This window comes from Lascolabacillus sp., assembly GCF_028696275.1.
Classification (GTDB): Bacteria; Bacteroidota; Bacteroidia; order Bacteroidales; family Dysgonomonadaceae; genus Proteiniphilum; species Proteiniphilum massiliensis.
The window spans coordinates 1-7,119 of sequence record NZ_JAQVHI010000055.1 but is presented as its reverse complement, the minus strand read 5'-3'; the positions used below and the strand labels follow the sequence as shown (position 1 = coordinate 7,119).

9 protein-coding genes are annotated in these 7,119 nt (G+C 33.5%); 4 read left to right on the top strand and 5 right to left on the bottom strand.

Annotated features, from left to right (window positions below; translation table 11 throughout):
• Positions 1 to 310: 310 nt before the first annotated feature.
• The 3 genes from PHO43_RS09535 (at position 311) to PHO43_RS09525 (ending at position 3,027) form a co-directional block, all read left to right on the top strand.
• A complete protein-coding gene (locus PHO43_RS09535; RefSeq protein ID WP_053826438.1) occupies positions 311 to 1,051 on the top strand; it encodes a NigD1/NigD2 family lipoprotein in 741 nt (246 codons plus the stop codon).
• Between the two features lie 139 nt (positions 1,052 to 1,190).
• Positions 1,191 to 1,778: an RNA polymerase sigma factor gene (locus PHO43_RS09530; RefSeq protein ID WP_045089451.1), complete on the top strand. Its 588-nt coding sequence runs from the start codon at positions 1,191 to 1,193 to the stop codon at positions 1,776 to 1,778.
• Positions 1,756 to 3,027 carry an outer membrane beta-barrel protein gene (locus tag PHO43_RS09525; protein WP_288010044.1) on the top strand — a complete coding sequence of 424 codons (1,272 nt, stop codon included), beginning with the start codon at positions 1,756 to 1,758 and terminating at the stop codon, positions 3,025 to 3,027. Before PHO43_RS09530 ends, PHO43_RS09525 begins: the two co-directional genes overlap by 23 nt.
• A 2-nt stretch (positions 3,028 to 3,029) precedes the next feature.
• Here PHO43_RS09525 and PHO43_RS09520 read toward each other — a convergent pair whose 3' ends face one another.
• The 5 genes from PHO43_RS09520 to PHO43_RS09500 form a co-directional block, all read right to left on the bottom strand.
• Positions 3,030 to 3,326 carry a chaperone modulator CbpM gene (locus PHO43_RS09520; RefSeq protein WP_052673126.1) on the bottom strand — a complete coding sequence of 99 codons (297 nt, stop codon included), beginning with the start codon at positions 3,324 to 3,326 and terminating at the stop codon, positions 3,030 to 3,032.
• Positions 3,323 to 4,255, bottom strand: a complete 933-nt coding sequence (locus tag PHO43_RS09515) for a DnaJ C-terminal domain-containing protein (RefSeq protein ID WP_045089453.1) — start codon at positions 4,253 to 4,255, stop codon at positions 3,323 to 3,325. Before PHO43_RS09515 ends, PHO43_RS09520 begins: the two co-directional genes overlap by 4 nt.
• 23 nt (positions 4,256 to 4,278) lie before the next feature.
• Positions 4,279 to 5,031 carry a 23S rRNA pseudouridine(2604) synthase RluF gene (gene rluF / locus PHO43_RS09510; protein WP_045090863.1) on the bottom strand — a complete coding sequence of 251 codons (753 nt, stop codon included), beginning with the start codon at positions 5,029 to 5,031 and terminating at the stop codon, positions 4,279 to 4,281.
• Between the two features lie 61 nt (positions 5,032 to 5,092).
• Positions 5,093 to 5,650, bottom strand: coding sequence for a GNAT family N-acetyltransferase (locus PHO43_RS09505; RefSeq protein ID WP_053826436.1), 558 nt, complete (start codon positions 5,648 to 5,650; stop codon positions 5,093 to 5,095).
• A gap of 26 nt (positions 5,651 to 5,676) precedes the next feature.
• A complete protein-coding gene (locus tag PHO43_RS09500; protein WP_045089455.1) occupies positions 5,677 to 5,922 on the bottom strand; it encodes a hypothetical protein in 246 nt (81 codons plus the stop codon).
• 97 nt (positions 5,923 to 6,019) lie between these two features.
• On the opposite strand from PHO43_RS09500, the gene PHO43_RS09495 reads away from it, so the two are divergent.
• Positions 6,020 to 6,910: an alpha/beta hydrolase gene (locus tag PHO43_RS09495; protein WP_045089456.1), complete on the top strand. Its 891-nt coding sequence runs from the start codon at positions 6,020 to 6,022 to the stop codon at positions 6,908 to 6,910.
• The last annotated feature ends 209 nt before the right edge of the window (positions 6,911 to 7,119 follow it).

The window sequence follows — 7,119 nt, the reverse complement described above, 5'->3', positions numbered from 1 at the left end:
TGCAATAACATATATAATTAATGAGCAGTAAAACTTTCTTCGCATAATTGATTTTTTATTGTATTTGTAATAGTTTCCTGTTTCAACAGGTTGGTAGCTTATTTTGTTTATAATTCTTTAACTTTTTTACATGCAAGATTATCACCACATCTCTATTTAAGAGTCAGCAACGAATTAATAAAGGGTTGTAATAATTATTGATATTATGATAATATCTTAAGTCCTTTAGAAATTCAAGAAATAGATTAGTAACGTTAAATGAGATAAAATAAGAAACATATTACTAGTAACTTTTAAAAACTACAATTTTATGAAAACAACCAAATTTCTTTTAGCATCACTTTTTGTTATGAGCATGATTATTTTACCTTCATGTCTTGATGATGATGATTATGACATGAGTCTAAGATATCCCAATGCCCTGGTAACAGTTAAAGAGACTGCTGATGATAAACTCTTCTTCCAATTGGATGATCAAACAACACTACTTCCGGTAAATATAAATACCCATCCATACGGAGGAAAGGAAGTGAGAGCATTAGTAAATTATAAAGAAGTTGATGTTCCAAGTGGTGATTTTGATAAAGCTGTACACGTAAACTGGATTGATAGTATAAGAACAAAACCAATGGCACCAAATTTAGGAGATCAAAACGATGAAAAGTATGGAAATGATCCCGTTGAAATAGTACGTGACTGGGTAACTATTGCCGAAGATGGATATCTTACTCTTCGCTTCAGAACATTATGGAGCAATATGGGTGTAACCCATCACGTAAACCTCATTCCTACTAACAACCCTGAAAACCCTTACGAGGTGGAGTTCAGGCATGATGCAAAAGGTGATGTTGGCGGTAGAATGGGAGATGGTTTAGTTGCATTTAAACTCGATGATCTGCCAGACACAGAAGGTGAGACAGTTAAATTAAAATTAATTTGGAATGCATTTAATGGCGTTACCAAATCAGTGGAATTTGATTATAAAACACGTACTGCAACTCCGGGTACAAATGCTATTGCAGAACAAAGAAATGTGATCCCCTTGAATTAATCACTCACGCAAATATTAATACAATGCTTTCTTTTCAATATTTCATTTAAAAGTGTAAGGTTGTACCTTTGCAAAAAGGTACAACCTTTTAAACAAAAAAAGTAAAATTAAAATGGTAATGTCCAGACCTAATCTTTAAATGAGAAAAGACGAAAGCAGAGAGCGTGAGCTAATTCAGCAAATTGTGCATGGTGACAAAGTTGCTATGAAGATGTTCTATGATACCTATTCCGGCTATCTAACAGCTGTATGCGCTCGTTACATATCAGATAAAGAGGATATTAAAGATGTATTACAGGAGAGTTTTCTTAAAATATTCAGAGCAATACATAACTTTAAGTACAGAGGTATAGGATCTCTAAAAGCCTGGTCAGCACGTATCGTCGTGAATGAGTCTCTAAAATTTATCAGGGAAAACGATAAAATGCAGCTGATGAGTTTGAATGACTGGGATATACCTGATGATAATGATAACATTGAACCGGATTTTGAAGATATTCCAACAACTGCCATTCTTGAGATGATTAGTTCACTTCCTGTCGGTTATCGTACAGTCTTTAACCTGTATGTGTTTGAAGAGAAAAGTCATAAAGAGATAGCATCAATGTTGAATATTGCAGAGAATAGTTCCGCCTCACAGTTTCATAGAGCCAAGAGGTTGTTAGTTAAAGAGATAGAGAAGTATAGGTTAAATAAAGAGAATAATGAGCGATATTTGGCAAAATAAACTCCGCAATCGTATAAATTCTTACGAAGAGACTGCACCCGATGGTTTGTGGGAAGAATTGGAGCGACAAATTGATTCCGATATAATGTTGGGAGAGAAGGATATTTCCGAAAACTATATTTCTGGAAAAGTAATTAATATACAAAATAGGAAATTGCATAGATTACGGAGTATCAGTATAAGTGCAATCGCCGCAGCAGCAGTAGTTGTTCTGTTTTATCTACTGAATATTAAACAAGACAATACTATACATGAACCCATTTTAAAAGAAAACAACATAGATATAGAATTTGCAGATAAAAGTGAGTTAGATTTAAATAAAGAGGTACCTGATATTATACTCGCTAAAAATAATATTAAACCAAAAGTTACTTCAAGTAATATATTAACAACTTCTGAAAATAAATCTTCCGAAACTGAGATAAATAATGGTATTACATTATATAACGAAGATATAGTAACTGAAAGAGTTGATGAACCCGTTGTTATAGAAGAACAGGTAGTAAATGATATAAGTAAAGAAAATCTTGAAGATGGGAACGAATTACTGATAGCTTCATCAAGCAACATAGACAACTTAAAAAGATCCAGATGGCAAACAAATGTTTCCATCTCAAATACTTCTTCCGGATCATCAGAAACATTCCCCGGATATGGTACATTTGCTCTTAAAGAGACAGTTAATCAGCAGTATGCATTCCTTTCAGAGTATTCGCGTGAAGGTGCATACACCGATATAAAACATGAGCAACCAATCACTTTAGGTTTAACTCTAAGATATAATATAAATGACAAATGGAATATTACGAGTGGTATAACATACTCATTGTTGTCGTCTAAATTGCGATCCCAGGGTGAAAATTATTATTATGATGATAATCAGAAGTTGCACTATATTGGTGTGCCCTTAAACATAGCATACAACTTCTGGCAAAATAACAACTTTCTTGGTTACTTTACTGCAGGTGCACATATGCAAAAGAACGTTTGTGGCAGACTTGTCTCAAACTATTATATAGACAATCAGCTTGAGTCAACCACTTCAGAAAGAATCACGGAAAAAGAGTTGCAATGGTCAGTTAACTCTGCTGTAGGAATAGAATACAGAGTATCTGATTATCTGGGTTTATATGCTGAACCAGGAATAGATTATTACTTCAAGAACAGTAGTGAATTAAAAACAATATATAAAGACCGACCTTTTAGTTTTAATTTAAGAGTAGGCATCAGGTTTACTTTTAATGACTGAGGCTATAAAAGTGACTTATAAAAGGATAACTCATATTTTAGCTGTTCTATTTCTGTCTGAAGCTGTTTTACCTTGCTAAGCATGTTCTGCAGAGCATCTATACCCTCCACATTGATGTCCATATCATAATACCAACGAATGAATTGCTCCAGATCAGTTAATTCATCGTATTCTATAAAACGTTCATCTTCATGAACCACTACATGAATCAAGCCCATATTGTGTAATGAGTCTATAAATGAATCCTCCACATCGTATATTTTCAGGCATTCACTATATCGTAATCTTTTCTCACTCATGATCTTCTGATTTTTGATAATTGGGTAAATAGCTTTTTCTCTTCATCTGTAAGATGTTCCGGTATTTGTACCCTTAGAGTAACATATAAATCACCAAAACTGTTATCCCTTTTATATACTGGGAAACCCTTGCCTTTAAGTCTTAATTTTGAACCCGGTTGTGTACCAGGTTTAATCTGCATTTTAACCTGTCCGTCAAGAGTATTCACTGTTACATCACCACCCAAAACGACAGTATATAAGTCAACTGTAACATCAGTATAAATGTCATCACCAAGTCGTTTGAACCGAGTATCATCCTCAATTATGAATGTTATATAAAGATCGCCGTTTGGCCCACCTCCAATACCTTCCTGTCCATATCCTTTAAGTTTAATTTTCTGTCCATCCGATACTCCGGCAGGAATGGTTATTCGCACATTTTTACCATTAATAGTTAAGGTTTGCTGATGTGTATTCATTGCTTCCCGGAGAGTCAGTCTCAATTCAGCCTGATAGTCAGCTCCCTTATATCTGTTTCGTCTGCCAGAAGTTCTAGTGCGATTTGTAAAACCATATCCAAACATCGAATGAAAAAAATCTGAGAAGTCATCATCAGAGAAATCGCCTTCTGTATAAAATGTCTGACCTCCCTGATTACTCCATTGCTGATTGTTTCCCCACTGTTGTTGATATTGTTCCCTGGCTTTCTCGAACTCCTCTCCATGTTTCCAGTTTTCTCCATATTTATCATACTTAGCACGTTTATCGGGATCACTAAGTACTTCATTTGCTTCATTCAGCTCCTGAAATTTTCTGTGTGCTTCTTTATCATTAGGGTTCAGATCAGGGTGTAGCCTTCTCGCCAGTTTGCGATAAGCCTTTTTTATTTCATCTGCAGATGCATTCTTGTCAACCCCCAATATTTTATAATAATCAATGTAAGCCATATGATTAAAAGATATATTGAAAATTAAATCACTGTTGTCTTTGAAGAATGTCTAACCATTTTAAAAATACCATTGAGTTCTTTATCAGTTAAATGTCTCCATTTTCCGATTGGAACATCAAGGTTAATATTCATTATCCTGTATCTTTCCAGTTCAACCACCTCATTTCCCAGATATTCACACATACGTCGTATTTGTCTGTTAAGACCTTGAGTTAGGATTATTCTGAATGTAAACCTGTCTATTTGCTCCACCAAACATTTTTTTGTCAATGTTCCAAGAATTGGAACACCATTGCCCATTTTTTGAATAAATGTTTTAGTTATTGGATGCTTCACTTTTACCAGATACTCTTTTTCGTGATTATTTCCTGCACGAAGTATTTTATTAACGATATCACCATCACTAGTAAGTAAGATCAATCCCTGACTATCTTTATCCAGTCGTCCAATTGGAAATATTCTTTCTGGATAGTTAATGAAATCAATAATGTTGTTTTTCTCCCTCCTTATATCTGTAGTGCATACAATTCCTCGTGGTTTGTTAAGTAATAAGTAAACATGCTTTTTTTTCTTTCCATCAACATCTACCTTAGGTGATATAAGTTTCCCGTTAAGTCTAACTTCATCATTATAAGAAACCTTGCTCCCCATCTCAGCAACAGTGCCATTTATAGTAACACGTCTCTGTTCAATCAGTTTGTCAGCTTCCCTTCGCGAACAGTAACCAATTTCACTAAAATATTTATTTATACGAATTAAATCCTTATTTTCCATCTTTATAAATGCACCGTTTAATTTATCTGCAAAGGTAACTGATAAATATATATGAGACACTCTAATTCTTATTTGTTCTTCGTCTGCAGTCCGACTTTAATTTACTATATATTTCTAAATCAACAAAATGACTCCCCGATAGCAATTCACCGTCCCTTTCAATACCTTCTAAAATAAAGTTTAGCCTTTTAGGAATATTACTACTTGGTATGTTTCCTACGGCACACTTTATTTGTATTTTATTTATATTAAGCGCTTTAAATGCAAAATTGCATAAAATATCAACCGATTTTGTCATTATGCCCTTTTTCTGATACTCTTCAGATAGCCAGTATCCAATTTCTGTTTTCCTATTAACTTTGTCTGTATCTTTGAATCCTATAATACCTGCAAAATGACCACAATACCTTATAGTAAAAACATATTCAAAGTGATCTGCATCAGCATTAATTACTGAGTTAACATACATTTCAGAGTCAGTTATACTCTTTGTTGATTCAACAAAAGGTAACCATTTGCCAAGATAGTTCCTTTGCGAATCGATAGTCTCAAAGATATCTTTGGCATCAGAAAATTTTAACTGTCTCAGTTCAATATCTTTATCAATTTTTAAAATCATAAAACTGTGGAATTTTAATCATAAATTTATAATATTATTTTGTATAGTAAACTGTTTAGTTTATCACTTTTTTTAACGGATTTGCAATATGCTTCAATTACACTATTATTATTACTACCGGGCAATCGTACACCAATAACCCATTTCGCTATATCCCATGCTTGTGATTGCATGGCACACATATGTTTTACTATATCAACCGGCTCTTTCAGATTATGAGTTAGTAGCAGATGATTATAAAGACGCAGGTTAAGTAGCTCTGAATTATTCATATGGACTCATTTTAAAGTTCAAAATTACAATATAATTCTTGCTTATTTTATATATTTGTGTGTAAAGTAATTTGTTACACTCCAAATAAAAAATCAAATGAAGAAAAACGCAATTATAATGGTCTGCATTTTATTCGCAGTCACTGTCTATTCACAATCTAATCCTGTAATAAGCTTATTTCCTGAAGGTACAGTTTTATATGGCAATATATCCTATAATGACAATTCTCACGAAAAACATCTGCTAGATATTTATCTTCCTGCCAACGCAAAAGAAAAAGTCCCTGTACTATTTTTCATTCATGGTGGAGGTTGGTTAAGCAATGATAAATATGCCGACATGAACTATATGAAAGAGACAGTTAAAGAGGTAGTGGAAAATGGATTTGCGTTAGTCTCCATTGATTACAGATTCAGTACAGAAGCTCTGTTTCCAGCGCAGATTCAAGATTGCAACAAGGCTATTTCATATATTTATGATAATGCAGATAAATATGGAATAGACAATGACAAGTTTGCGGTGATGGGCTTTTCTGCAGGAGGTCATTTAGCATGTATGGTTGGACTATCAAAAAATAACAATATAGATGATTTCTTTTCAGAAAGAACAAACAGAAATTTCAATATAAATGCTGTAGTAGATTTTTATGGTCCCACGGAATTAATCCTTTTTCCAGGAGGTAATGATGAAAAATCACCTGAAGCAATTTTAATTGGAGCGACTACTGTTGAGCGTCCAGACCTGGCAAAGTTTGCTAGTCCAAACACATATGTTGATAAAAACGATCCTCCATTTCTTATTATTCATGGTGAAAAAGACAATCTGGTAGATGTTAAACATTCACAGGTACTTAGATCATGGTTAACAATTAATGATATTCCCAACGAACTAATCATTGTTGAAGGGGCACCACATTTTGGACCTATGTTCGATGCTGATTTTATTAGAGCGAAAGTGATAAGTTTCTTAAAGGAACATCTGCATTAAATGATTTATAATAAGAGTACTACAAAGAACAAATTACAATAACTGAAATATTTTAATATTATAAATTAACACCACTCATATTAGCATACCTGTCACCAGTATCTGTTCCCAAAGGAATAATTGATTCCAAAAGATCAATATTTTCCTGACTAAGTGTAATATTTGCAGCAGCTATATTCTCTTCTACATATTTGATCCTTTTGGTACCG